This is a genomic window from Halalkalicoccus paucihalophilus (genome assembly GCF_001593955.1).
GTDB lineage: Archaea > Halobacteriota > Halobacteria > Halobacteriales > Halalkalicoccaceae > Halalkalicoccus > Halalkalicoccus paucihalophilus.
On record NZ_LTAZ01000013.1, the window covers coordinates 302,484 to 326,411 of the forward strand.

The 23,928-nt window shown below is 54.6% G+C and carries 22 protein-coding genes and 1 pseudogene; 4 read left to right on the top strand and 19 right to left on the bottom strand.

Annotated elements, in window-relative coordinates; translation table 11 throughout:
• Positions 1 to 298: 298 nt before the first annotated feature.
• From HAPAU_RS16685 to HAPAU_RS16720, 8 genes and pseudogenes are all read right to left on the bottom strand, one after another.
• Positions 299 to 955 (bottom strand): hypothetical protein, encoded by a 657-nt coding sequence (locus HAPAU_RS16685; RefSeq protein WP_066385044.1) that lies wholly within the window; start codon positions 953 to 955, stop codon positions 299 to 301.
• A 587-nt stretch (positions 956 to 1,542) separates the two neighbouring features.
• Entirely contained in the window at positions 1,543 to 2,826 is a 1,284-nt protein-coding gene (locus HAPAU_RS16690; protein ID WP_066385046.1) for a phenylacetate--CoA ligase family protein, read from the bottom strand.
• Positions 2,827 to 3,233: 407 nt separating this feature from the next.
• Complete coding sequence (locus HAPAU_RS16695) at positions 3,234 to 3,458, bottom strand: hypothetical protein (protein ID WP_157078525.1); 225 nt, start codon at positions 3,456 to 3,458, stop codon at positions 3,234 to 3,236.
• Between the two features lie 53 nt (positions 3,459 to 3,511).
• Positions 3,512 to 3,742 carry an MBL fold metallo-hydrolase gene (locus HAPAU_RS16700; protein ID WP_066385049.1) on the bottom strand — a complete coding sequence of 77 codons (231 nt, stop codon included), beginning with the start codon at positions 3,740 to 3,742 and terminating at the stop codon, positions 3,512 to 3,514.
• 109 nt (positions 3,743 to 3,851) lie between these two features.
• The gene (locus HAPAU_RS16705; RefSeq protein WP_066385050.1) at positions 3,852 to 4,982 is read right to left on the bottom strand and encodes a VIT1/CCC1 transporter family protein; all 1,131 of its coding nucleotides are present in this window, start codon (positions 4,980 to 4,982) and stop codon (positions 3,852 to 3,854) included.
• A gap of 156 nt (positions 4,983 to 5,138) precedes the next feature.
• A pseudogene (locus HAPAU_RS20280) lies at positions 5,139 to 5,279 on the bottom strand (universal stress protein); the annotation flags it as partial.
• 93 nt (positions 5,280 to 5,372) lie between these two features.
• A complete protein-coding gene (locus tag HAPAU_RS16715) occupies positions 5,373 to 6,428 on the bottom strand; it encodes an ABC transporter ATP-binding protein (protein WP_066385052.1) in 1,056 nt (351 codons plus the stop codon).
• On the bottom strand, positions 6,425 to 7,129 hold the full coding sequence (locus HAPAU_RS16720; RefSeq protein WP_066385054.1) for an ABC transporter permease: 705 nt from the start codon (positions 7,127 to 7,129) through the stop codon (positions 6,425 to 6,427). The genes HAPAU_RS16715 and HAPAU_RS16720 overlap by 4 nt, the downstream gene beginning before the upstream one ends.
• 671 nt (positions 7,130 to 7,800) lie before the next feature.
• Here HAPAU_RS16720 and HAPAU_RS20285 point away from each other — a divergent pair.
• Positions 7,801 to 9,135 (top strand): sulfatase-like hydrolase/transferase, encoded by a 1,335-nt coding sequence (locus HAPAU_RS20285; protein ID WP_084383847.1) that lies wholly within the window; start codon positions 7,801 to 7,803, stop codon positions 9,133 to 9,135.
• A 504-nt stretch (positions 9,136 to 9,639) separates the two neighbouring features.
• Positions 9,640 to 10,752: a zinc-binding dehydrogenase gene (locus HAPAU_RS16735; protein WP_066385219.1), complete on the top strand. Its 1,113-nt coding sequence runs from the start codon at positions 9,640 to 9,642 to the stop codon at positions 10,750 to 10,752.
• A gap of 5 nt (positions 10,753 to 10,757) precedes the next feature.
• Here HAPAU_RS16735 and HAPAU_RS16740 read toward each other — a convergent pair whose 3' ends face one another.
• From HAPAU_RS16740 to HAPAU_RS22465, 9 genes are all read right to left on the bottom strand, one after another.
• Positions 10,758 to 11,096 (bottom strand): DUF779 domain-containing protein, encoded by a 339-nt coding sequence (locus HAPAU_RS16740; RefSeq protein WP_066385059.1) that lies wholly within the window; start codon positions 11,094 to 11,096, stop codon positions 10,758 to 10,760.
• On the bottom strand, positions 11,093 to 12,535 hold the full coding sequence (locus HAPAU_RS16745; RefSeq protein ID WP_066385060.1) for an aldehyde dehydrogenase family protein: 1,443 nt from the start codon (positions 12,533 to 12,535) through the stop codon (positions 11,093 to 11,095). The genes HAPAU_RS16740 and HAPAU_RS16745 overlap by 4 nt, the downstream gene beginning before the upstream one ends.
• 30 nt (positions 12,536 to 12,565) lie before the next feature.
• Entirely contained in the window at positions 12,566 to 13,141 is a 576-nt protein-coding gene (locus HAPAU_RS16750) for a hypothetical protein (protein ID WP_066385062.1), read from the bottom strand.
• A gap of 36 nt (positions 13,142 to 13,177) precedes the next feature.
• Positions 13,178 to 14,734, bottom strand: coding sequence for a sodium:solute symporter family protein (locus HAPAU_RS16755; RefSeq protein ID WP_066385063.1), 1,557 nt, complete (start codon positions 14,732 to 14,734; stop codon positions 13,178 to 13,180).
• 234 nt (positions 14,735 to 14,968) lie between these two features.
• Positions 14,969 to 16,426 carry an acetyl-CoA hydrolase/transferase C-terminal domain-containing protein gene (locus tag HAPAU_RS16760; protein WP_066385064.1) on the bottom strand — a complete coding sequence of 486 codons (1,458 nt, stop codon included), beginning with the start codon at positions 16,424 to 16,426 and terminating at the stop codon, positions 14,969 to 14,971.
• A 907-nt stretch (positions 16,427 to 17,333) separates the two neighbouring features.
• Positions 17,334 to 17,519, bottom strand: a complete 186-nt coding sequence (locus HAPAU_RS16770) for a hypothetical protein (protein WP_066385066.1) — start codon at positions 17,517 to 17,519, stop codon at positions 17,334 to 17,336.
• Between the two features lie 41 nt (positions 17,520 to 17,560).
• A complete protein-coding gene (locus HAPAU_RS16775; RefSeq protein ID WP_066385067.1) occupies positions 17,561 to 18,112 on the bottom strand; it encodes a DUF7342 family protein in 552 nt (183 codons plus the stop codon).
• A gap of 347 nt (positions 18,113 to 18,459) precedes the next feature.
• Positions 18,460 to 19,320 carry a zinc transporter gene (locus HAPAU_RS16780; RefSeq protein WP_066385220.1) on the bottom strand — a complete coding sequence of 287 codons (861 nt, stop codon included), beginning with the start codon at positions 19,318 to 19,320 and terminating at the stop codon, positions 18,460 to 18,462.
• 333 nt (positions 19,321 to 19,653) lie between these two features.
• Positions 19,654 to 19,824: a hypothetical protein gene (locus tag HAPAU_RS22465; protein WP_245634197.1), complete on the bottom strand. Its 171-nt coding sequence runs from the start codon at positions 19,822 to 19,824 to the stop codon at positions 19,654 to 19,656.
• A gap of 348 nt (positions 19,825 to 20,172) precedes the next feature.
• On the opposite strand from HAPAU_RS22465, the gene HAPAU_RS22470 reads away from it, so the two are divergent.
• Together HAPAU_RS22470 and HAPAU_RS16790 are read left to right on the top strand one after the other, a co-directional pair.
• A complete protein-coding gene (locus HAPAU_RS22470; protein WP_245634198.1) occupies positions 20,173 to 20,961 on the top strand; it encodes a hypothetical protein in 789 nt (262 codons plus the stop codon).
• Positions 20,962 to 21,384: 423 nt separating this feature from the next.
• The gene (locus tag HAPAU_RS16790) at positions 21,385 to 21,927 is read left to right on the top strand and encodes a hypothetical protein (RefSeq protein WP_066385071.1); all 543 of its coding nucleotides are present in this window, start codon (positions 21,385 to 21,387) and stop codon (positions 21,925 to 21,927) included.
• A 350-nt stretch (positions 21,928 to 22,277) separates the two neighbouring features.
• On the opposite strand, the gene HAPAU_RS16795 is transcribed toward HAPAU_RS16790, so the two are convergent.
• Both HAPAU_RS16795 and HAPAU_RS16800 read right to left on the bottom strand, forming a co-directional pair.
• Positions 22,278 to 23,045, bottom strand: coding sequence for an HNH endonuclease (locus HAPAU_RS16795; RefSeq protein ID WP_245634199.1), 768 nt, complete (start codon positions 23,043 to 23,045; stop codon positions 22,278 to 22,280).
• Positions 23,046 to 23,339: 294 nt separating this feature from the next.
• Positions 23,340 to 23,618, bottom strand: coding sequence for a hypothetical protein (locus HAPAU_RS16800; RefSeq protein ID WP_066385072.1), 279 nt, complete (start codon positions 23,616 to 23,618; stop codon positions 23,340 to 23,342).
• Positions 23,619 to 23,928: the final 310 nt, after the last annotated feature.

Below are 23,928 nucleotides of genomic sequence, written 5' to 3' on the forward strand. Positions count from 1 at the left end.
GCCGTATGCTGTGATTCCGTTTTTCGGCCTCTTCTCGAGATGGCCACAGACGAGCAACGAATTCTCCATTGTTCACCATCGCACCTCGCCAATGTCGCCTCCTCTGTGGGATTTCCACTCATGACGGTTGTCTCATCCCATACGGATGAGACCTTACTCAGGAACTGTTCGGCTAGGTAATATTCTCAGTGACGTTCGACATTATTGGCACAGTGCTGGAGATTCGATTGGAAAACGACCGACAACGCGATCACCGTTACCGGCTCCTCTCAACAGGAACACCAGCCTGATCGATGACCTAGATCATAGTGATCATACCTAATCCCAGTTCAGGTTGGTTGGTCCCATTTCCAGTTTGGTTGGTCTCGTTTTGTGGCTCAGGTTCGTTGCCTGGTTCAGTTTCGTTGATGGCGTTGCCCGGCTCTGTCTCATTCTGTGGCTCGGGTCCGTTCGTCTCGTTTCCAGTTTCGTTGCCCGATTCAGTGTTGTTGGTCTCGTTTCCAGTTCCGTTACCTGGTTCAGTGTTGTCGGTCTCGTTCTGGGGCCCCGTTTCGTTCGGTTCGGTCTCGTTGTTGGGTTCACCCGGATCTTCGCCACCCTCCGCGCCGTCCGTATCGTTCTCAGGCGACGCTGGCTCCGTATCGCTCTCGTCGTCGCTTTCCTGGACATCCTCAAGGTCTTCCGAAGCGCTCGTCGTGTTGGTCGCGGGTTCAGCCCCACCTTCATCCCCAGTGCCGTCACTAGCCCCGAAACCACCGAGGCCAGCGAACAACAAGCCAGCAATCAGGAGGATGACACCAATGAGAGCCAGCGCGATCCCGATCTCGCTGGTCCAGTCGTCGTCTTCGTCGTCGAGGTTCTCAGAGATGGCCTCCCGTGAGGGACCCGAGCGCTCAAAGTCGCCCGGCCGCGCGCCGAAGGGTTCTGAATCACGGTCAGTAGAGTCGTTGTCCATTGTCAGTTGCTCGCTCCCGTCTGAGTGATCAGTCTACGCCCGTCAGCATACTTCTCACAGCGACGGCGCCCACAGTTACCCGGGCGATTGCAGACCTCACATAAGCATTTCATCGGGCGTCCCCCCTGACCCCGTTCTCTTGCTCTGCGGTCCCGGGGTCGTGCTCGATCGTGGCCTTCGATGAGACACTCAAATGTGAGTCCAGGTCCGACTTGGATTCCTGGCGTCCCCATTAGTGCGAGCATATTGTTGAAGAGTACTTGCAGTGAATTATAACATTGTTTGTGTTGATTGATATCTTTTCGTCTGGCAGTGGATTTTTCGCTGAGACTCAGTCAGTCTTCATACCAGACGGAGAGGTTCCTACGTGATTTGTTCTTGCTAGTATATCTCGTTTGCACTCTTTACTGTAGAACCGGCCACTGCCGCCGTCATAGCTGTCGACAGGGCAAATGCACCAAGTGCAAAAGTTGAGCCTGAGATTCTCAATGCATACGGTCCTCGAATCTCTTCGTGGTTGAGCATGATTTCCTCATTGACTCACTCAGCAACATCGAATGCCCAAGACGGCGACTGAACGGAGTGAGTTACTTCTTTAATTCTGACCAGACGTGCCGGAACTTCCCACTTCGTTCCTCTCGTTGTGGAGGTTCGGATACTGCTTCGATGGTTATGTGGTTAATCCCGTGAGTACGAAGGAACGACTGGAGTTCCCGCTCGATATGTTTCCAGACCTCCTCCTCGGTTGCAGCAGGGGTGACATCAAAGCGGACCTGAAGTGTTGTGGGGGCTGTGCGGATAATCTGGGTTCGATGGATACCCGGAACTTCTTCGACAACGCTTGAGAGTGCGAGTGGGAAAATCGGGACCTCCTCTCCCTCGTCGGTTTCGAACTGGAGGACGTCTCCTTGCCGTCCGTCGACCTCCATGATGGGGAATGCGCTCCCGCATGGACACCGTTCTTCGTACATCGTGATGCTATCCCCGAGATCGTACCGAACGAGCGGTTGCACTCGATTCGAGAGGCTCGTGATGAGGACGGTATCCGACGGCGTCCCAGGTTCGACCCGCTGATAGTCCTCGTCGACCGGTTCGACCACGACCCAGTCGGTATTGGCGTGGAGATTTCCGCGTTCGCACTCGACGGCAATCGGGATGAATTCCGTCGCCCCATAGAGTTCTCGGACAACACAATCGAAGGCCCGTTTGAGGATTCGCTTTTGGGCCTCTGAGATGGGTTCTGCCGTCGGGGTCACGAGTGCCGGGCTGATGTCGAGACGACCGTCCTGCTGGGCTCGCGCCAGTTCGACGAGGACGGTCGAGTAGCCACCGAGGATGGCAGGTTGATACTGGTTCAAGTCCGAAACCAGGTCGCCGATCGGACGTTTCGGAGAGAAGAGCCGGAGACGCCGTGCTCCGAGCGCGGATTCTCTGCGCATCATCTCGAGGCCGGCCGCACCGGCGAAGTGTCCGCCAGAAACGGCAACGAGTGCAGTACGGAGATTCTGCGTGAAGAGTCTGGAGAGTGGCGAAACGCTGACCATTGCGGGCACGATCCACCGATCACCCAGCACGTCTGCAATGGTCCATGCGGTCTCATCCTGGACGAACACCCCCGGTTCACCTGTCGTCCCAGACGTGGTCCAAACCGGATACGTGCCGAGGAAGCGCTCGCCGATCTTCGTCTCGTCAGCCACGAACGCGTCGATCTCGGCTTTGGTAATCGCCGTGTCCGTGACGACGTCGTCGAAGTGCTTCATGAGCATCGGCTTCGTCACCGGCGGGTACTGTGTGAGGTCGGTACTGACCTCGGGGACGTCGGCGTAGTGTCGCTTATAGAACCGTGACTGTCGCCGGGCAAACGAGAGCATCTCAGCGAGCCGTCGTCGCTGCCGAGCCTCTATCTCTACACGGATTGCTCTTCTGGCCCGCCACACGTCGAGCGTGATCTTTCCTCTCTCGATTGGATTCATCGGACTGGTGTTGGAGCGCGCGGGAATTCTTCCGAGCCCCCCTCTCGTGTTCTCAGTAGACTTCGCGGTGAACGGACTTTGTTATTGGCCCGCCGAGCCAGCTGTTACCCGACGTTCCTCATGTGGCCCTCCCAAGGCTCACCGTGTCCGGACAACAATACGGCCTCGCCACAGGAATCCAATCTCCGTATCGACGACCGCGCCTTCTCGGCGTCGTAGTGTATTGGTGGCAACAGCGCTGGTTCGGTGTGGCGGCCAGTTCGCACGTTGTACGTCATCAGGGCGTCACCGCAGAAGAGCACATCTCAATCGGGGAGATAGAACGCGGAGGGTCCGGCCGTATGACCGGGGACATGGATGACCGTTGGATGCCCATGGACGTCGAGTTCGTCGCCGTCCTCGAAGATCTCGAACGCCGTGAGTTCTGGTACTGACCCGACCCCTGAACGGACGACTTCGACGAAGTACGCGAACGACGGGGGCTTCCAGAGTACCTTCAGGATGTCGAGCGGTGGGAGCGACCGGGACACCGTGTTCGCCCGCTGCACATCGGCCGGGTGGATCCACACTGGCGCGTCAGCGGCTACTCGAAGCCGAGATGGTCGAGGTCACCGTGGGTGATGAGAATCGCCGCAACGTCGGATACCATGTGTCCGAGCGCCTCGGCACCTTCGACCAAGAGGTTCCAATGACCGGAGAGGCCAGTGTCGACGACGGTAAGCGCATCGTCCTTCTCGACGATGTACCAGTTGATTCGGCGCGTCCCGAATCGATACACTCTATCGGCGACCTCGATACCACGAACGAATTCCATAGCGGACGTACGCACTCGAATGGGATATTCCTGCTAGCTGGTTTGAGCGGGTAAGCGCCTGCTTCCTAGATGCCGTGCCTTCTCCGACCACCCGCGTCGAAACCCGTCGTCAGCCAACGAGCGTCACCCCAATCAGGCTCCCGACACCGTAGGTCAGGATCGCGGCAGCGAGTCCAATCCCGACCTGACGCAATCCAGAAAAGAGCACGGACCGTCCCGTGAGAAGCGTGATGCCGGCGCCGATGACGAACAGCGCGATTGCACTCAGCACGAGACTCACGCCGACGGCAACCAGTCCGCTCAACACGAAGTACGGGAGGACGGGGACGATGGCTCCGAGCGCGAAGAGCACGAACGATGTCGCGGCCGCTTCCCATGCTGAACCGCCCAGCTCTTCGGGGTTGATACCTAATTCCTCACGAGCGAGCGTGTCCAGTGCCATCTCCTCGTCGGCAATCAACTGTTCGGCAATCTCTCTGGCACGTTCTTTTGAGAGCCCTTTCGCCTCGTAGATGAGCGCCAGTTCTTCTGCCTCTTCTTCGGGAACCTCGGCGAGTTCTTCGGCCTCAATGCCGATCTGGCGTTGATACAGTTCTCGAGAACTCTGGACGGAAAGCCACTCGCCCATCGCCATCGACCCCGACCCAGCGAGGAGCCCGGCGAGACCCGTAATTAGAATCGCCGTCGAATCTAGTGCCGCGCCGGCGACGCCCATCACGAGACTCAGGTTGGAGACCAGACCGTCGTTCGCGCCGAGAACAGCGGCACGGAGTGCGTTGCCGCTAGTCGCCCGGTGGCGGCCTTCGAGCTGGGCGAGGACCTCTCCCCGTGCCCCCTGGCCAGGCGTTTCCGCGATAACCGTCAGGAGACGATCGTGTGACCGTTCGTCGGCGGCCATCCCGGTTCCCGTGACCTCCGGTTGGGTCACATAGTCACTCCCACCGATGGCCTCTCCGGCTTGCATTGAAGATAGTACCAGCCCCGGCCCGAATCGACGAGCGAGCCACGCCAGTACTCTGGCTCTCCGAGATGGATTGGCTTCTCCCGGATCGGAACCGGCCTCTCGAATCTTCTCAGTCCAGAAGTCTGCATGGGTTCGCTCCGTGTCGGCCAGCCGGCGGTAGACTTCTGCGACCTGTGGTTGCGATTCGGCGTCAACCATCGCCGTGTAGACCGTCGCACTGTCGATTTCGTCCTGGCGATTGCGACGGTAGCGTTCGATATCCTCCGGAGTCGTCATATCTAGTGTAATTGCAACGTGAGGACTTAGTAGTGCATTCAGCCTATTACCCGGCCGTGACCGCTGCCTGCCCCCTCATCCAATAGAATAGCGGTGAGATAGCTCCGAGAAAGACGGCCCCTTCCTGAACAGACCGACGGTATGAGGCGCACAGATCTATCGGACAATCGTCACTGGTATCGGTGCTTGTCGCATCACGCTCTCTGCGAGACTTACGAGGACGAGCCGCGAGACGCCCTCGCGGCCGTGGCTTCCCATGATTATGTGCTTGATGTCGTGTTCGTCTGCGTACTCCAGCTGATTCAGAAGTTGAGACTGGTGTTCTCAATGCATATGGTTCTCTCTACGAATGCCTAACCAGGCGCGAATCAGTGAGTATTTGGCTCGAAACTATTCACGTTCTGGGATCAGATGTATCGACTCTTTCGGGATCAGCACTTGGACTTCTGAGCCGTTCTCAAGCGCAAGCCGTTCGAACGTCGGCGGACGAACGTTCGCCGTGAGAGTGATCGATCCCGCTTCAATCTCGATATCGATCCGATACTCGCTCCCCTCATTCAACCAACGAGCAACCGTTTCCGTGACGGTATTTGCCGTTCGGTCACCGTCGGCAACGTAGGGGGCTTCGATCTCTACCCGCGATGGATGAATACAGACTGTCACTGTCGACGTATGGATATCCGATGCGGTCGTTTCGAACTGGATATCACCGAGCAGAACCGTCGCCCCGTCTTCTGTTCGGTCGGTCACTGTCCCCTCAAAGAGGTTCTCGTTACCGGTAAAACGGGCGACGAATCGGCTCGTCGGTCGGGTGAGCACAGTCGACGGCGAGCCCACTTGTTCGAGGTCACCGTCTCGAACGAGAGCGATTCGATCACCGAGTGACGTCGCCGTCCGCTGATCGTGCGTGACGTATAGAATCGGGCTTTCAAGCGATTCGAACAGGCTGTGCAGTTCGTCCCGAAGTCGTTTCCGGATCGGCGCGTCGAGACTCGACAACGGCTCATCGAGGAGGAGTACGTCCGGGTCAGTCGCCAGCGTTCGTGCAAGGGCCACTCGTTGTCGTTCTCCACCGGAGAGGGTCGGAGGCTTTCTATCGAGCACGTCCTCTAATTCGAGAAGCGTCGCAAGCTCATCGACGCGCTCGCTGGCTGTGGCCGCGTATTCGATGTTCTTCCGGGCGGTCATGTGTGGGAAGAGCGCTCCTTCCTGGAAGACCATCCCCACGTGTCGATCTTCGAGTGGTAAGCCAACCAGTTCTCGCCCATCGAGCTGAATCGATCCCGAATCGGGGCTGGTGATCCCGGCGATCAGCGGGAGGAGCGTCGTCTTTCCGCTGCCGGACGGTCCCAGAACGGCAAGCACGTCATCCTCGACTGTCAGGTCCACCGGGCCGAAGTCGAACTGGCCGTAGGCTTTGCGCAGTCGAGAGAGTTCAAGTGTCATTCCCATGGGTTCGAGGCGACGGTGTTGAGAACTACCAGCGCCGTGGAGGCAATCAGTACCAACAGTATCGCCACTGGGTAGGCGTTATCCAGGCCGAGTTCGATAAAGGCGACCCAGATCTGGACCGGCATCGTCCGTGGATAGTACGCCAGCATCATCGTCGCGCCGAACTCACCGATCGCTCGTGCGAAGGCAAGCGTCACGCCGGCGAGAATCCCCGGGCCAGCTAGAGGTAGCGTCACATGGCGAGCGGTCGTCCATCGACTCTTTCCGAGCGAGCGAGAGGCGTATTCGAGCGTCTGGTCGACGCTCTCGAACGCCGCTTTTGCTGTCACGACCACGAACGGCGACGCGACGAATGTCTGAGCCAGTACTACTCCGGCGAGCGACCGTGTGAGTGGGAACCCAGCAGCAATCGCGGCTTCACCGAGCGGCGAGCTGGGACCGAAGACAGTGAGCAACACTATTCCGACGACCGTTGGGGGGAGTACCAACGGGAGGACCACGACTACGAGGACTATCTTCGTTACAGCTCCGTCAGTGCGTGCGAGCCAGTACGCGAGCGGCAAGCCGAACAGGGTGGCGACGACTGTGCTAATCGACGCCGACAGAAGCGACGTGGTCGCCGAATCTATGACGGTCGGATGGTTCATCCGAGCAAGGATATCTTCGGCCGGTACCGAGAGAAATAACGATATCATATTGATGTCGGGATTACCAACGAAGGCGAGGTGAGAGTCTTCACCGAGGACTTCTGAGCGTGGCGTTGGCTCGTGATGCTCGGGGAGCTGTCTTTCGACGTATCGCTCAGCATTCGCACGCTGAGTGGCCCGTGTACGACTTGACACCACTGTACGATCGAACCTCGCTCGCTGGGCTGGAATCGGACGTACGCGTCGTGTCGGAAATTTGGTTTGACCACGACGAACACGACTCGATAGACCAGTTCATTTACTCATTTCCGCTGGTCTATTTCATCTTCGATATACACGACTGCTACACGGCCTTCACACGGTACCGAATGGACACACTCTTTCGGGTATTCGTACTGAAACAATACGCTCACGCTACTGAAAAAGGTGACTGGAATCGGATAAGGAGGTATCTGTCCAGGGCCAGTGCGAATTCCTAAGTGGCAACGCTATCGGGAATCTCGGAGATCCACCGGTCTAGTTGGTAGTACGACACGAGAAGATCCTCGAGAGGGGATCCGAAGCAGCTTCTACTCACAAATCCGCCCGGAATCACGCATCACGGCCCCGCTAAACCCAATGTAGTCTCAACATCCCACCAGGTGGGATAGAGCCGTGCTTACGGCATCAGCCTTGATTAGGATAAATAGTTATCAACTATCCCGGAGAAAGTCACTTAGATGAGTAGTGTTGCACTTGTTGTCCTTGATACGCTACGGAAGGATGCATTTGATCGATATTTTGAGTGGCTTCCTGGTCGACGATTCGAGCACGCATGGTCAACTGCTAAGTGGACAATGCCCGCACACGCTTCGTTGTTCACCGGAAAATATGCAAGTGAGATCGGGGTCAACGCGAAAGCAGAAGGACTTGATTGCCCTGAACCAACCCTTGCTGAAATCGCCTCTGAGGTAGGCTACACTACGCGTGCATTCAGTGCAAACCTCATGGCATCGCCGGTCTTTGAATTCGATCGTGGCTTCGATTCGTTTGATGGGACTTGGCGTGTAAACACTAATAGCAAGGGACTCAGTGGGTGGCGAGAGCTCCTGCAAAACGGCCACTCCGGACTCCAACAATATATTTCACTTCTGCAACACGCTTCGGGTGGTCATTACCGAATCACTCCCTCGATTGCAGCTGGGCTGTTTAGGCGGCTGTCTGAAAGTTCATTTTTGCCCGCATTCAAAAATCATAGTCACGACGACGGAGCTACAACGCTATTGGATGCGCTTCATAGAGGACAGTACATGAACACGGACTTTCTCTTCGTGAACCTCATGGAAGCACACGCCCCTTATTTACCGCCAGTACAATATCGGACTACTTCGGATCCTTCATATGATGAAGTGGCTGCGACCGTAACGACTGACGAACCAGATGGAGATCTCATTCGAAGTGCGTACAATGATGCAGTACGATATCTCTCGGATCGCTACCGACAGATCTTCACTGAATTGAACCACCGCTTTGAGTATGTCATCACGCTCAGCGATCATGGAGAGCTTTTCGGTGAACACGGAAGCTGGCGTCACCTCCATGGCGTCTATCCAGAGCTGACCCACGTACCAATGGTCATCTCCGGAAATGGATTATCCGGGAGTTGTACAAAGACGGTCAATCTTCTTGATGTACACCAAACGATCCTGACGTTATTGGAGATAAATGGACCCTCCAGTGGACGAGATCTACTCGGAAGTATAGACGACCGACCGTGTCTCGTCGAATACGAGGGGCTCCGATCGGCCCGGCTTGAGATGATGAAAAACGCGGGGTATGCAGATGAAGTAATTCAGTCGTATGATCAACCACTAACCGGCCTCGCTATGGACGGAAATTACTACGGGTATGAGACTCTCGATGGGTGGACGGAGACCGGTACAGCAGGGGCTAAGGATCCGTACGCTCTATTACAGAAGCTTAAATCATCACTATCAGTGCCAACGAATCATCATCGCTCTAGAAGTGTTTCTGCTGCAGTCCAAGCACGTCTAAAGGATCTCGGCTATGCATGAAGTGAAGACCCTGAACCAGTATCGCGTCTCTGTTCGTCTCCCTTGTCGGCTCTATCAGTAACGAAAGCGGAGTACCATTTAGCCTTGTGCAACAAAACGTCTTTGAATGTAAGGTGTTGCACAAGATATACTCTTTTTGGAGAAGCGACTACCTTCTGTTGGTCATACGTCCCTTACCAACGGCCGTATCGTACGTATCTCGATACTGTTGGTGGGGCGCCGTCTCGACAGTCCGGAGATTGAACGTACTTGGATTCCGCTCCCTACGCTTTCTCGATCGTGAGTTCGAATTGGTCGCCTTCTTTGAGCTCGTGGCGTTTTCCATCGTTGCCAGCTAGGTGGTTCGATACCTCGTTCTGCGTTTGATTCCTTGTCGCCTCCATTGTGACATCTATTTAGACCTCCACAATCGGAAATATAGAAAATCAATTAAAATAGTATGACCGACAAAATCCAGTCGTTGTGGACAATATCTTTATGCGAGCGCATTCACACATCCATGGTATGGCATCACGTCCTACAGGTAGCCTGATTCACCTAAACGAGCCTGAAACGCTAGAAACGAAGCAATATGAGGTCCCGGAGCCGGAACCTGGCGCAGTTGTGACTGAGGTCGTTCGTGCGAACGTTTGCGGTTCAGAACTGCATATCTGGCGTGGCCATCATCCCGAGGTGAAAGAAGGTGTTCTCGGCCACGAGGTGCTCTGTCGTGTGAGTGAACTTGGTGATGGTGTCGAAACCGACTATGCTGGCCAACCCATTGAAGAAGGCGATATTGTTGCACCAGTCTACTACATTACCTGTCAGAAGTGCTCCTCGTGTCTTAACGGAGAGTTCCACCTCTGTCAGAACGCGTATCGGTACTGGTCGAAACCGCCAGAGGAACCACCCCACTTCCACGGGACGTTCGCGACCCACTACTATATCCATCCCAACCAGTACTTCTACAAGATACCTGAGGGACTCGATAAGAAGATTGCTGCAGGCGCAAACTGCGCGCTTTCACAGGTGATGTTTGGTTTGGACGAGACCGGTGTCGAATATGGTGATGTTGTTCTAGTACAAGGAGCAGGCGGATTAGGACTCAACGCTATTGCGGTAGCCAACGAGCAAGGTGCAGAGACGATCGTCGTCGAGGGTGTTGACGGCCGCATCGAACGCGCGAAGGAGTTTGGTGTCGATCACGTGATTGACTTCCGGGAACATGATACCGTTGACGCCCGCGCAGAGCGGGTGCGTGAGCTCACTGACGGAATCGGCGCCGATGTTGCCGTTGAAGTCGCAGGTGTGCCCGAAGCATTCGCCGAGGGGATCTATCTGCTTCGGGACGGCGGGCGCTATCTAGAAATGGGCAACGTTAATCCTGGACACGTTGCGGAGTTTGATCCCGGAACACTTACCCGAAAGTCGATTGATATCACCGCCGTCGTTCGATACAATCCTTGGTATCTCCATAAGGCGCTTACCTTTCTGGCGGACAATGCCGAGCAGTACCCCTATGAAGATCTGATTGATGCTGAGTTCGATCTAATGGACGTCGACGAGGCACTTGCGAAGTCTGATAGCCGAGAGATCACACGAGCAGCACTAGTACCGCCACATGAGCACAAGGAGTGACTAGGTTACTGGCGTCGTTCCACAACGGTCAACCGATAACCAAGCGACACCTCAAGCGAGAACGATCCCACACCCTCAGATTCGACCACGTCGATTGCCAACTCGTAGCCGGTACGGGCGTTTTCGCGAATTAAGGGGGCATACACCTTGATGTCCCTGGTCTCGCCGATGAGAACGTCGCTAACGCCGACTGTATCGGCCTCAACAGCGACAGGCCCCATTCCATCACAGCAGCCGTCGTTGAGTACGAGCGCTACGTTGCTCTCCCGCTCGCGTTCGATTTCCGTCAGCACGCGACGAGCGCGATCAGTAATCTCGATCGACACTTCTTCCGGATCGCTCATTCCAGCTCGATTCGGGCACAAACGTTCTTCACCTGAGTGTACGATTCAATTGCTTCTAGCCCCTTCTCACGGCCAAAGCCACTCTGTTTATAGCCGCCGAAGGGCGTCTCAACGCCGCCAGCAAACCACTCGTTTATATACACTTGTCCAGCCTCCATCTCGTGAGCGAAGCGGTGAGCACGACCGACGTCAGACGTGAAGATACCCGCGACCAGCCCGTAGTCAACGTCGTTGGCGAGTTCGAACGCCTCGCGCTCGTCACTGAACTCGATCACTGACAGCACTGGGCCGAATATTTCCTCCTGTGCGATGCGATCGCTGTTATCGACGTCGTCGAATATTGTCGGCTCGACAAAGTAGCCATCGTGATCAGGTGTCTTACCGCCAACGATTGGGTCACCGACTTCCTCACGACCGATTTCGACGTACTCGCGGACCTTTCGATGTTGATCCGAAGAAACGAGCGGCCCGACGTCGGGATCCTCGAGGCCAGGTCCGACCGTCAGCTCAGAAGCACGTGTTGCCAGCCGGTCCACGAATTCACTGTGGATCGACTCGTGGACGAGCAGTCGCGAGCCTGCTGAACAGACCTGTCCGGCGTTAGTCGCGAAGATCGCCGTGATTGTCTCGTCAAGGGCGTGATCGAGGTCGGCATCAGGGAAAACAACATTTGGACTCTTCCCACCGAGTTCAAGATGAACCGGCGTAACGTTGTCCGCCCCGAGCTTCGCGACCTGTCGACCGGTGACGACGGACCCCGTGAAACTAATCGCATTGACATCAGGATGACCAGCTAGTGATGCACCGGCTGTGGCGCCGAACCCGGGTACGACATTTAGCACCCCCGGAGGGATTCCTACCTCAAGAGCGAACTCACCTATCTTGAGTGCTGAGAGAGGCGTCTGTTCGGCGGGCTTTGCGACAGCGACGTTACCGGCAGCTAGCGCCGGCGCAATTGTCCGGCCGACGAGATTCACGGGGAAGTTCCAGGGGATAATTTGGCCGGTAACCCCGAGCGGCTCACGAACGGTATAGTCGACGTATTTGTCGGTCAGTGGGATTGAGTCACCGTGGATCTTATCGGCGATCCCAGCGTAATACTCGAAGTAACGGGCGCACCCCTCGACGTCGCTTCGGGCCTGCGAAATAGGCTTGCCGTTGTCACGGGTTTCGAGTTCAGCGAGGTAGTCTGTTTCCTCTCGGATGCGCGCTGCAAGTGCGGTCAACAGCCGACCGCGTTCCTCTGGCGCGGTCGAACGCCATTTTGGATATGCCTCGTGGGCGCTCTCGACTGCCCGGTCTATGTCCTCCTTATCTGCGGCGGCAACCTCGGTGATCGGCTCTTCGGTCGCCGGGTTTAACGTCACAAACCGTTCACCGGACGTGGCGGGAATGAACTCCCCATCGATCAGGAGATCGTGCTTCTCTGTGGTAGTCATCCTTTCTCAATGTTTCTGGGGGAACGTAAATTAAGATTTGCCCTCAACATCTCGATAGTGATCCTCGATCGCTGTGATCGAGGTGACCTCCTCAATCTGCTTTGTCAACCCACTGACCACGTAACTGTTGTTGAGAGTTCCATAGTCGATTAGCCAGTAAGGAACAAAGACGAGCTCAAGCTTATCGAGGGCGGTATCTGGTCGCTTGATGGGTCGGAACCTACGATCAAGGTAGGGGAAGAGCCATTCCTGCCATTCGTCTTCGGCGTCGGCAACCGATAACTCGGGCTTGATCACGTCACTTGGAACGACATCGACTGACCGACGCTCAGGGAGGTCGACATCGACCTCGCCGACACGTCCGGTAACAGCGTCGACTCCGACGAGGAACTTCTCTATTCGGTCGTTTCGAATGTACCGGTGGAGCTCGACAGTGGTGTAAGCGATATAATCCGGGTAGTACACCAGCGAGACGTTACGTGGCTGTTCGTCGCGACCGAGCAGCGAGCGCAGCTGCCCAATCAGAAACGCGCTGAGCGTGATGCGATCCTTACGAGCGGTCGCTGACTCGGCGTCAAGTTTTGGATCGATCGTCCGAATCTCCATCAGTCGAGGAGTGGTCCCGACGGCTACTTAGTTCCGTCAGTCGTCGCTAGGGCTTCCGTCGGGAGAAACCCGCTCGGGACGGAACACCTTGTTGAGATGGCTAGTAGGTAGCGGCTCAGTGAACTTACTAATCACGTAGGTCAGCACGCAGGAAATGATGAAGCCGATTCCAGAGGATGCGAATGGGTTTTCGTTGTAGGGATACCACCCCTCGTAGAGCCCGAACTGCGGACCGAGATGGATCACAAAGTAGACGCCGAAAGCGACGACGAATGCAATGATGGCAGCCGTCTTCGATGTCTCCTCGCGGAATGTGCCGACCAGATATGGACCGCTGTAAGCCGCAATGATACCGCCAATACCGACCCAAAGGAGAATCGACAGATATTGCGGCGGGGTCATTACGGCGATGACAGCAGCGATTGTCACAAAGACCGTTGAGAGTCGAGAAATCCACAGTGCTCGCTGATTGACTCGCTCATCGGTGGGGTCGCCGCCCTTCCACGGCACGTACGTTTTGCGGTAAAGGTCGTTGGCGAAGATCTGTGAGATAGCAATGATTAGGCCGTCAGCTGTCGAGATAATCGCGCTCAGGATTGCGACGCCAAGGAAGGCGGCGAGCACCGCTGGTAGATTTTCAACGAACAGCATTGGAATGATAGCGTCAGGATTGTCGATTTGTATGCCCTGTGCGCGACCGAGCACGCCGCCGAGAAACATAAGCGGCAACGCGATCCCGACGACCGCGGAGACCGTCATAAACTTCTTCATATACTCAGTGCCCTTGATTGCGAAGAATTTGTTGCCCAGATGCGGCTGTGCGGTGAAGCCGATGTGAGCGATAAATAGCAGGAAGATCACCCACCAGTTGGCGAACGTTGGGTTTTCAGGATCGGTATGGGAATTCCAGCCCATGTCACTTGGAAGCGCAGCGTTGACTCCACTCATACCGCCCTCGACACCCCAGCCAGTCGCGAACATGAATACGATCAGGAGCGTCACGCCGATCATGATCGCCCCTTGGACTGCGTCCGTGAGGATATCGGCGTGGGAACCACCGGCGGTCAGGTACAACAAGAGCAACGCCCCGGCAACCCAGATACCGATTCCATAATCTAGACCGAGAATCGTTTCGAACATCCAGCCGGCAGCGGTGATTTGGGACATAATGTAAAACAGCAAGAAGAGGGCGACTAGTGCCGCTAGTACTCGCAATAGTGGACTCTGATATCGGTCGCCGAGAAAGTCCGGAATTGATTGTGAGCCGAACCGGTCGCCAACTTTTTTCGTGATTCGAGCGACGAATAGCATCCCGATGTAGATACCAATGGGGTAGATCATAGCGTAGTAGCCAGCCTTAAAGCCCATCCCGTAGGCCATGCCTGGAATCCCCATGAATGTCGAGCCGCTGGCAACGGTCGCTGCGTATGCGAGTGCCAGTGCAAGAAAACCAAAACCACCGCGAGCAGTAGCATAGTCGTCTTGAGTATGAGTTCGCTGGTACCCCAAATACCCGAGTCCCAGAATTAACGCTACATATACCGCCAAAAATCCCCATCCCCATGTCGCGACCGTGCTGCCGACATCCGCCATTAGACCTCACCTCTCGTCTGCTCGTTCTCGTATTGCTGTTTTGCGCGTGTTTGTAGGTAGTCTTCCATCTTGAGAATCCAGAAAGTGACAAACAGAAAGTACCCAATTGTCGTTAACGTGAGGACCTGTATGACATTCATTGTCTCACACCGGTACGTAAATCTGACTGATTAAAAATAAAGATTTCCCTCAATACATATTGAGATATTATTGAATTCGGCTCGCAGCAGAGACCTATTTGCCCCAGTCGATGTGCCAGTCAAAAACGGTCTCCAGATCATGTGGTGTTTGTCCATTAGCGTTCACAGCACGATGTCGATAGGCCTCAAGATCGTTTTGAAACGAGGGGTCAGCGATCGAGATTATTTTCGTAGCGCGCTCACGCGGAGAACACCCACGGAGATCTGCGACACCGTGTTCAGTAACGACAACCGAAACATCATGTTCCGTATGATCGACATGCGGTGTCATCGGGACGACCCGAGAGACAGCGCCGTCAGCAGCTGTCGATGGGAGGGCAATGATCGACAGTCGCGAATTTCGGACAAAGTCGCCACCGCCACCGATGCCGTTGATCATATGTGTTCCGCCAATATGCGTTGCATTTGCATTCCCATAGCAGTCGACTTCAATGGCGCTGTTGACACCAACAACGCCGAAGCGTTCTATCAATATGGGATTGTTCGAGATATCAGCCGGACGCAAGACAACGTCCGTGGCATACTGATCGATTGCATCGAAGAAGCGCTTCTGGCCTGTTTGTGAAAGCGCAAGCGATGTTGCACTTGCTCCAGCCAGTTGCCCTGAATCGAGCATGTCTAATAGCCCGTCTTGGAAGACTTCGCCGAAATAGACGACCGTGCGATCACCGAACTCGATCTCAGTCAGAGCACCCATGAGTGCGTTCCCTAGGCTACCAACGCCAAACTGTAGCGAAACTGCCGACGAAAACATCGAATTCGACTGAATCTCTGATTCGAGAAATGATCCCAGATTAGCAGCGATTGCTTGGTCAATGGGTGTTGGAGTGCGGAACGTGTACGGATCGTCTGCCGTATCGGTCTCAACGACCGCCTCGAGTGCGTCGGGATCGAACTCGATCCGAGCGTCACCGATTCGATCGGTCGGTCCGTCGATTGGAATCGGCTCTCGATGAGGTGGCGACGCCCGCTCATAGACATCGTGAATCGTTTTGAGAGCAATCGGTTGGGCATGGTTTACTTCCAAAATGAGTCGATCGGCTGCCTGGACGATCGATGGGGCGTGACCAATCGATGTAGAGGCGATAAACCAATTCTCTCCTGCAGATACGGCTTCGATGATCGCAACGTCAACATTAAAACCACCACCAAAGCGTAATTCGTCACCGAACTGTGAGACATGGCGGTCAAAAAATGCAATCTCACCTGCATTGATCGCATCTCGGATTGCCGGCCGGGACTGGAAGTGAGCCCGTCGGTTGATTGTTTCTGAGTTAACTAACGTCTCATCGATTTCGCCGCCAACGCTTCCAGCGCTAAGGATCGTTAGCGATTCATGGCCATCTAGCGCTGGAGGGACCACTTTTGGATACCCAACGCTTCCGAAGCCACTAATTGCGACCGTCATGCCATCGTCAATGACGCTGGCCGCTTCGTCTGCAGTAGTAATCGGCAGCGTGCCCTCAAGCCGGTCGTTTAGTGAGTCATTCATTGGTTTCAGATTGGATGTGGTTGCTTCTACGGGGTAGGTGCTAATTACTGTAGGTCCGTTGTTCTGCTTCGGGGGTGACAGTGACACTGAATCGTTACTCACTCATGGATGAGACAAGTGGAGCATAACGACGTAACCGGATTTCATGTCCTAATCTGCTAACCCCTACATAGAGTGGGTTTGTCGCTGAGGAATTCGAAACCAGCACCACGGAGAAAACCACACCACAGCTCTCCTAAGAGATTGAGACGATCGTCCGCCCACTCCGGGGAGCAATTGATGACGATGATCTGATTGAGAAACCTCTCCGTAATCGGTCCCGCGTCCTTCGCGAAGACGGTTCCGTCGAGCGGAGTGACCCGAGCCATTCACACAGCAGGTCTTCATTGAGCCGCTTTTTGATGCGCTGAACTAGTTACCACTCTCGCTCAAACAGTCAAAACACGGACTCGGTCGTGATCCACGCGTCGTTATGGTACGGCGCTGCGGGTTATCTCGTCCTTGAGGTCGAGATACGCGTTACGCCTGGTTATGTTTGGCTTCCCCAACAGAGACACTTCGGTGAGGTTAAAATGAAAGGCTGTTGGGGAAATCAGAGTTACTTAGACGTTGTAGACGACCTGGGGTTTCGGATCGTCGACGAGGAAGGCTGCTTCGCTTATTCACTTGACGAACGCTGCAGGGACCTCGGACATCCACTCGATTACTGATCTCATCGTCCGCGTTGGGCGTTCAGCTTCCACTACATTACCTTCTTGAGCCGTTCTGGTGTTGTCCATTCAACAAGGGCTCGTCTGAAACATTCACAGTTCGACGAACATCAGCACGTCAATAAGAACGCTTCAACCCAACTAGAGTAGAGTTCGTCTGAAAGCATCTACCGTCTGTGGAGCCAGTTTGGCTGTCGTCACTTCTGGTTTCGGTCTCTGTCGTCGGTGTTCGAGTCTTCATTAACCTTTTCCTGAATTTTATGAATACGATCCTTGGCCTGCTTTTTGTCCATACTGGTACGTTTGCCGACTTGCTCGGCCACCTTGTCTTCGTGGCCCTCTACGAGACCAATGAGTCGACGGAGTTTGTCTTTCACGCTCATGTCACCCCTATCTTCGGCTCGCGTGTCCGAAAAGGTGGTGCCTAGGTCGCGGAATCACTGGCTAAGGCCCGCTCGAGAAGTGTGATCCGTCGACGTGTTGTCTTCCACGTTGAGAGTGTTTCCCATACCGATTCGATCGACCGGTCAATATTGGCTGCATGCGCCGAGATCGATACTGCTTCCGGCGATTCGGCATCGAATTTCTCTCTATAGGTCCGGTCGTGTTCCGTTTCGGTCTGTAGAAAGCCGAGTAGATCGTCGGTAGTGTACTGCTCGCGGAGGTGGTGTACCTGTCGCCAAGTCAGATACTCTTGGTTCCGTTCGTAGGTGACTGGCGAGTCAGTAATGCGGGTAACGATGCCCATCCGTTCGAACCAGTCCAGGTACTCCTTGGCAGCATCGCGTCCGTGGTCGGCACGATCAGCAACCTCGTCGATGGTTGCCGGACTCTCTAACTCGAGAACGGTATCGAGGAAGTCATCGCGTGTTCGGTTGCCACGTACGAGTTTCTCAGGGCTCACCAAGGCGTCGAAATCAGGAGCGGTGGCACGCTCGTCGTCGGTGGCTTTCAGGTCTTGGCGTGGCTCCTTCATAGATGGCTCTAAGAGGGGAGTCGGAATAAGTCTTTGTCTATACGGGATATTCCCAATTGCAGGGTATAGGGTAGGAAACGTTCTGTGTAAAGGAGACGGACAGGTGTTGCAGTCATGATCAGGAATAGTATGCTATGATGAAAACTCGACTCAAAAGCATCGTCCCGATGTTCGGTGGTGGGACATACTACGTTACGACGCTGAATTTCCTCCTCAATTTTATCAACAGCCACCAACCAACAACTGATGAGCTCATCGAATGGCATCGATGCACGGACTTTGTGGTTGGCGTTGAGTGTCACCAACCGGCTCGGGGAAAGCTCCTAATAGAGTCACTAGTACTCTCGTCAGGCAACGATGAGCCACGCAAAGAACACTACTAGTCCACCAATAGCGGTACTGGCGACAGCATGTATACGCATTCGATCGAGTATTGCATGCGCGTCACCCTTGTAGGCGAGTGACTCATGGACTTCACTGCCGAGTTCACATTCCGGTAAGAAGTCCATTGCGACATGGAGAAAGACGCCAGTAGCGAAGCCAAAGACAACGCCACGAATCGAAGCGGAAGTAGGAAGCGCAAGAAACGAGGTGACCATTGCAGCGACCCCAACCCCCGCCGCCGGGAGGAGGATTGCCCACCAGTCGCCGTCCTGTTGGCTATAGCGATGTACTGCCGCATATCCCGCCGGTCCCTTATGCGAAACAATAGCGAGCCCCAGCAACGGCCCTAGTCTTGGCATGTTGCCATAGATGATGCCGATAATGGCACCGGCTGCAAGAGCGTGGACCGTCAATTCTGCGAGCGTGCGGTCCAGCGGGATGTCTATGTGTGCGAGTCGATGGCCAAGTGTGTGAGCGCCGAACCCAGCGAACAGGCCGAGGGCAACACCGAATCCTCCATAGGTCGCATGCTGGTTCATTGCCTGCGGGAGCAAAAAGACGGCAGCGCTTGTTATCATTGCTCCACTTGCGAGGCCATATCCCCATACGAGCGCACTCGCGTTCCCGTGGGGGGCACGCTCACCGAGCCAGCCGGCGACTGCCATGCCTAAAAAGGCGATCCAGGCGATCCCCAATAGCTTCTGGTGTCCCCCTCCCCACGCGAGTCCAGAGGTAGCGATGAGCACAATGGTACTCACTCCGCCGACTAGGGTAACTTCTCTCTGGTCCCCGAGCAGTGAGGAACTACCAGTTTCGCTCAGCATATTATTAATACAGAGATGGAGATTCATAAGAGCGCTGGTCTATGGGCCACCTTACTGGATCCGGGCCAACGACCACCTTCCCTCGGAGTAACAGTGGCGGCCCACGACGTAGCGTACAATAACCCATTCTGAAATAGCCTATTTCCAGATAGGCTATTCGGAAGATGACAGCCAGTCCACTCTCCTCGATATCCGAACTGAGTCGTTTGCTGACACTTGTTTTCGATCTGCAAAGGTTAAGATCGTATAGCGCGATATCTCAGTCATATCACATGGAGTGAGGCCAACATGACCGTACAACGCCAACAGCTACAGAACCACACGATAATCACCCTACTGGTCTGCGTCTCCGTCATCATGGCCGGCTGCGCCGGCTTCGGGGCCGGCGAGCCAGCAGACGACACCGGTACCGACTCGCCAGACCAAAGCGACGACCTCGAAGACGAACAGGACAGTGCGGAGGGCACCAACAGCAGTGCCGACACTGACAGTGAGGCCGAACACGAAACCTCAGACAGCGATTCTGCGTCAGAATCTGCGTCGGAATCCACATCTGAGTCCTCATCTGAGTCCAGTTCTAACTCCGACACAGACGCCTCAACGAGTTCGGCAAGCAACCCCTGTGGAGACTCATCAGAGACAGATCCCTGCGATAGCGGATCGCCCGACGACTCTAGTGGATCTGCCGATGAGAACACCAGTACCGATGAATCGTCGTCCAACGACAGTGATTCGACCGACGATAACGACTCGACTGACAACACGGGCGACGATGATGATAGTGACGACAGCGACGATACAGACGACAGTGAGGGCGGAGAGGAGCCTCTGCCACCAAGCTACACCTACACCGTGACCGTTGAGGTAGTCGACGCGGACGGAAACCCGATCGCGGACGAACCCGTGACCGCAACGGTCAACGGCGAGACGACTGAGTACCTAACTGGCGAGGACGGGACGGTCAACGTCACTACCGAATCGACCATCGCGAAAGCCGTCGAGTACGAGATCACCGTTCGCGACGACACGCGCGGCCTTCCGGTGAACCAATCGGTACAGACCGAGCGCTTCGTGATCGGTGCGCAAGAGGAGCCCGAACCGGAGCCTGAGACGTACGACTTCACGGTCTACACTCAAGAAGACATCCCGGTCACCGTCAGGAACGACGATACGCGCGAGGAATGGACCAAGAACGCCACCAACGGCTCGGTAACGTTCGAACTCGCCCCGGGCATGTATACCATCCATGCCGATGAACACGCCTCGGTTCTGATGCCGACCGACGTTCCCGGATACACGGAGATCGAACTTCAGGGCGAATACGACGAGTTCACAGTGAACGTCGTCGACGCTGAGACCGGCGATCCCATTGAGGGCGCGGAGATCAGCGGTGTCTGCGATTGGTACTTCTCGAGTGGCGACGCGTACATCACTGGTGAGTCGAACGCCGATGGCGTGATCGAGACCAGCGTGATTTCGCCGAGTGTGTGCTACGATGTCCTCGTCGAGGCCGATGAATACGAGTCGACTACGATTTCCGTCATCAACATCCCAGACGATGATGGAATGACAATCGAACTCGACGCAGCTTCGGATGAATCGGGAGACGAGGAGGAGCAGACGAACGCTTTGGTCGCCTGATCTCGACTGGAGTAGCTAGTATTCCGCTTTTTGCGCGACCGCCACCGGATTAGTAAACTCTTCGAGAAATCGCTCTACTGAAACTATAGTCGAATGACCGTGATCGAGTCAATCCAATAGTCAACGATGATCGCCACTAAACAATCACTCATCTATGGCTGATACACCACCGGTCGTCACTCGAAGCAATCATACCGTCAGATGGGAAGGTGAGCCTTCGATGGATGAACGACAAAATGAATCGAGAACGCCTCACTAACAGTTGATGTTAGCCCTAATAGGTAGGCCAATCGAGTGTGCATTTGTGAGGAACTCCGAAAACTGGAATCAACATAACACCACCACTGAGCGCTGTCTTGAGCTTCGGCCACTGGGTAGATCTTGCAAGAATTAGGGACCAGTGAGAACCTTTCAGATCGTCGAGTGGGAATTGCCGTTGAAGACACTAATCCAATCGTTGAGACCGATGAGGATCTCATTGTCCTTTTCGATCTATTGAGCGAAGATCCGTATGTTCTCGTTCAATCATCAGAGGATGCTTCTTTCGAGATTTTAACGAACTATGACCTCCTCCATTATTTACGCGAGTCTATTGAGCCCTTTCTACTGATCGAGGACATTGAACGGTCAATTCGTATGCTTATCCAAGACGCGCTTTCTGATCATTTAGAAGAAGAACTACATAATTTCTTCAATGACAAAGATATTAGGACACCTGATGGAATCGATGAGTGTAGTTTCGGGCATTATATCCAATTTATTCCTCCGAATTGGTCTCGATTTGAGGAGTATTTTCAGGAAACTGAGAACGACGGTGATTTCGTTCGTCGTCTTCTCAAGGAGGTCGGTCGTATCCGAAACGAAATTTTCCATTTTCGATCCGATTCTTATGACTCTACGTTAGAGGAAGAATTAATCAAATTTGCTCATGGCTATTTCCAGAAGCGAACTCAGATAGTGAGGTGATTTTGAATGCGGATACTGGGCGGATCGAGTCAATTCCTGAGGGATCGTTTGTGAGCGATGGTATATCCTAGTATCCTCTCTACGATCAAACCTTCAAATTCGAGGACTACCAGCTTTACGCATAACGCGTCTGCTTTCGAACGGCTTGATGGTGTTGCAGTGACGATCATGAAGGGTATGCCATGACGGAAACTCGACTCAAAAGCATTGTTCCAATGTTCGGTGGTGGGACACACTACGTTACGACACTAAATTCGCTACTCAATTTCGCTGATAGCCACTAGCCAGCGACTGACGAACTCATTGAATGGCATCGCGAGACCTTCACAAACGTCTCGAGTCGGAATTGCTTATAATTGTCGCCTGGCTGCTATATAGTCTGGATGGGGTATTTGACTATTAGGTCGGCGTATCTGCTGTCCATCCAGCTGCTCGAATTCGTGGTATTCCTCGCGATCCGGGTTGATGAAGACGCTGACCGTATAGTCGGTTGTGATCTCGATCCAGCCCGTATCGAATGCCCAATGGTGTAATCGACAGAGTGCGATGCCATTTCGAACATCGTCACGACCGTTCTCACTTCGTGAGTAGATGTGTGCGGCTTCGACCTCCGGTGTTCCATCCGGTGAGTGACGACTTGCACCACAGACAGCGCAGGTTTCATCGTAAGCCTCAACAACGAGTTCACGAAAGGCTCGGTCGCGTGTTCGTTGGCGGATTGTCGTGTAGTCGGCTGTGTTTTCTGTGAGCTGTGGTTCGGACTCAAGGGCGGCTTCAAGCGCGGATTTTTCGCGCTCTATTTGGGTTCTATCGGCATCGAACAGTGCTGTTTCGAGTGAGCCATACTCTGTGAGTACTCGCTGGACGCGATCGTCCCGGACACGTTCGAAGCCATTGACCACCTGGCGGCCGTCATATTCGAGGATATCCCAGACGTGCTCGATACTCGGTGCAGTGTCCTCGTAGTTCTCGATGGTGAAAATGAAGCTACTTTCAGGGTTGTCCCAGAGCCACTCGCCGACCGTGGAACTCTCAAATATGCGTCCAACGCTGCCTGTCGCGATGAACTCACCGCTATGATAGAACAGGATCCAGTCGCCCGATTCGAGGCGGTCCATATGAGCTTGTTTCTTCGGTGAATCGGTCTCGGTGGTACCCCAGACTCGCAATGAATCGTAGCCTGCGAGTTGCTCTGGGACATCGTCCGTATTGAGCGTGATTGGTGTGTTGACGGTTCGGTTGAACTGTGGACGCCATGATTCGCTAACGGGGATCAGATAGAGAGCGGGCATTGCTGGTTTGTCTAGATACTGACGACCCTTACGAGTTATCCGGTACTGCGAGTCTTGGAACGTAACGGCGCCAAGGCTTCGCAACCAGTTCAGACGGAACTTCGTTTGGTGAGGTTTCTCCTATTGTAGTTCGTTGAATGTCTCAAGGATCGCCTCATTGAGTTCATCGGCTGATTTGGGGCCGCTGAAGAGTTCTCGGAGGAGAAACTCGATACCGATCAACTGATGGTTCAATACTTGGTAGACAACCGCCTCGTCTTGAGTTTCGAGATAGGCGTGTCCGCTTTCAGCCACTTGGTAGTGCCCGTCGGTACGATCAATGAAGCCGAGTTTCTTTACTAGCGAGATGTCGCGTTTGACGTATGCTTCTCCAGAAAGGTTGAACGTGGTAAAAACCACTCAAGCAGTTCGTCGTAGGTCGACTTGTTTGATTCGATATAGAGCAGCATTCGCTCTAGTATGTTGATGTAGGCTGTAACGCCACCAGGAAGTGAATATACCGCGTTGCTTTGGCCGTCACTGTGTTTCATCTCAAAGACGAACACGTCTCGTCCGTTGTGTTCTTCGATTTGGTAGTCATGGACAGCGACGGGTCCTTGGTACTCCCAGCCCTGGTCAGTCGCGTCCTTATAGAAGAAGTAGATAGGGACCGATGTCTCTACGGCCAGTGAGTTGTTCCCCAGCGATGAAGCGCTTTGATCGCCTGATA

Bases quoted from the DNA above. Each gene is read 5' to 3' on its own strand.
- HAPAU_RS16685 (WP_066385044.1), bottom strand. From the start codon at position 955: ATGGACAACGACTCTACTGACCGTGATTCAGAACCCTTCGGCGCGCGG.
- HAPAU_RS16760 (WP_066385064.1), bottom strand. From the start codon at position 16,426: ATGAATGACTCACTAAACGACCGGCTTGAGGGCACGCTGCCGATTACT.
- HAPAU_RS16755 (WP_066385063.1), bottom strand. From the start codon at position 14,734: ATGGCGGATGTCGGCAGCACGGTCGCGACATGGGGATGGGGATTTTTG.
- HAPAU_RS16705 (WP_066385050.1), bottom strand. From the start codon at position 4,982: ATGACGACTCCGGAGGATATCGAACGCTACCGTCGCAATCGCCAGGAC.
- HAPAU_RS16700 (WP_066385049.1), bottom strand. From the start codon at position 3,742: ATGGAATTCGTTCGTGGTATCGAGGTCGCCGATAGAGTGTATCGATTC.
- HAPAU_RS16690 (WP_066385046.1), bottom strand. From the start codon at position 2,826: ATGCTCTCGTTTGCCCGGCGACAGTCACGGTTCTATAAGCGACACTAC.
- HAPAU_RS16720 (WP_066385054.1), bottom strand. From the start codon at position 7,129: ATGATATCGTTATTTCTCTCGGTACCGGCCGAAGATATCCTTGCTCGG.
- HAPAU_RS16715 (WP_066385052.1), bottom strand. From the start codon at position 6,428: ATGACACTTGAACTCTCTCGACTGCGCAAAGCCTACGGCCAGTTCGAC.
- HAPAU_RS16745 (WP_066385060.1), bottom strand. From the start codon at position 12,535: ATGACTACCACAGAGAAGCACGATCTCCTGATCGATGGGGAGTTCATT.
- HAPAU_RS16770 (WP_066385066.1), bottom strand. From the start codon at position 17,519: ATGAGCGTGAAAGACAAACTCCGTCGACTCATTGGTCTCGTAGAGGGC.
- HAPAU_RS16780 (WP_066385220.1), bottom strand. From the start codon at position 19,320: ATGCTGAGCGAAACTGGTAGTTCCTCACTGCTCGGGGACCAGAGAGAA.
- HAPAU_RS20285 (WP_084383847.1), top strand. From the start codon at position 7,801: ATGAGTAGTGTTGCACTTGTTGTCCTTGATACGCTACGGAAGGATGCA.
- HAPAU_RS16775 (WP_066385067.1), bottom strand. From the start codon at position 18,112: ATGAAGGAGCCACGCCAAGACCTGAAAGCCACCGACGACGAGCGTGCC.
- HAPAU_RS16795 (WP_245634199.1), bottom strand. From the start codon at position 23,045: ATGGACCGCCTCGAATCGGGCGACTGGATCCTGTTCTATCATAGCGGT.
- HAPAU_RS16750 (WP_066385062.1), bottom strand. From the start codon at position 13,141: ATGGAGATTCGGACGATCGATCCAAAACTTGACGCCGAGTCAGCGACC.
- HAPAU_RS16735 (WP_066385219.1), top strand. From the start codon at position 9,640: ATGGCATCACGTCCTACAGGTAGCCTGATTCACCTAAACGAGCCTGAA.
- HAPAU_RS16740 (WP_066385059.1), bottom strand. From the start codon at position 11,096: ATGAGCGATCCGGAAGAAGTGTCGATCGAGATTACTGATCGCGCTCGT.